Origin of the sequence: Porphyromonas sp. oral taxon 278 str. W7784 (assembly GCF_000467855.2) — a bacterium.
Classification (GTDB): Bacteria; Bacteroidota; Bacteroidia; order Bacteroidales; family Porphyromonadaceae; genus Porphyromonas.
Genome location: NZ_KI259244.1, coordinates 86,788 through 88,164 on the forward strand (window position 1 = coordinate 86,788; position 1,377 = coordinate 88,164).

The 1,377-nt window shown below is 55.1% G+C and carries 1 protein-coding gene; it reads right to left on the bottom strand.

Going from position 1 to position 1,377, the window contains the following annotated elements; genetic code table 11:
• Window positions 1-171: 171 nt before the first annotated feature.
• Entirely contained in the window at window positions 172-1,200 is a 1,029-nt protein-coding gene (locus tag HMPREF1556_RS06150) for a PD40 domain-containing protein (RefSeq protein WP_021667501.1), read from the bottom strand.
• Window positions 1,201-1,377 lie beyond the last annotated feature (177 nt).

The window sequence follows — 1,377 nt, forward strand, 5'->3', positions numbered from 1 at the left end:
CGGTAGGTCGCATCGACGACCTACCGTGGGTCCCTAAATCGGTCTTCCCGAGGGCTCGACCGAAGGGGGCTATTTCACCCTCAAGACACCCGCCTTACACCCCGTCAAACGAGGACGAGTAGCGAGCCTCGCTACCCGCAGGTAATTCCCTCAGTGCCGAGTCGAGCGGGATCACTTGGCAGGAAGCTTGATCGCAAAGCGTTGCACCCGGTCGAACATTCGGGAGCGCCCATTCGTCGTCGGATCGGAGACATAGAGTGAAGTGGTGCAACCTCCGTCATTCTCCGCCTCCAGCTCACTATCCTGATCGATGAAGTAGAGCTTATTGCCCACCCAGACAGGGGGCAGCTCATTAGCAGCGGCATCCTCGGCGAGGATTCGCTGATTCGAGCCGTCGGCATTGGCGATACAGAGCGGTCCGTGGGGCAGGTCCACGATCATAGTGATGGCTATGAAGGCTACCTTGCTCCCGTCGGGACTCACCTGAGACCACATATATTCGACAGGGTCTTCCTCCCTCTTCTCCTGGAGCTTGAGCTTATTGCTCACACAGATAAGTTGCTTCCCTGAGCGGTAATAGAGTTGCTCGGACTTCGTGACGAACTTGTCCTCCCTGGTCTCCTGCTTGTACCCGGCGAAGAACTGCTCCACCGTATCGAAGCCCACATCCTTCTGAAGGGTACGACTAGCGAGGGTGAAGATATGGGTCTTCAAGAAGCCGTAGCCATCCCAGCTAAATCCACTCTGGAAGGACAGCTTACCCTTTCGGTAGACGAGGTTACTATTCTCTCCGGTACACTGATGGATACAGTCCTCCTTGTCCAGCCCGAGGTCTGCGAGGTCTTCGAGCTTAGGAGCGCCATCGGTGAAGGTGGCTTGACGGAGGGTAAGCTTACCCTTGCGCACGACGATGTAGTACATGTGCTTGCCGTCGGGATCGAAGGTGAAGCTGAAGACTTCGTCAGGCTCTTGCGTGTGGAAGGGGACGACCATATCCTCATCTATATTGTAGAAGAAGAGGAGGCTATCCTGATAGGCGATCACATTAGAGGAGGCTAGGCTGGCATAGCTTCCAAAGGGCTCGGTGACGGCATCGTCTGCCTGTGTAGTTTCTTGCTGGCTCTTGTTCTTCCCTGGGCTACACGCAAAGAGCATGCACAGGGCGAGGACAGAGCATATCCTCAGGAGAGTTGCGTTCATAGGTACTGGTGTATATGAGATTGGACTGATAATGCGTGGTGTTGAAGTTCGGATAAATCCCTAGATCGAAGGACTTGCTGAAGATCGCAGTCCGATCCCCCCTTCGACATCCCTGTATCTAGGCACTCTGGGAGGGGGCGAAAACCGACCTACGGTAGGTCGCCGAAAAAACCTACT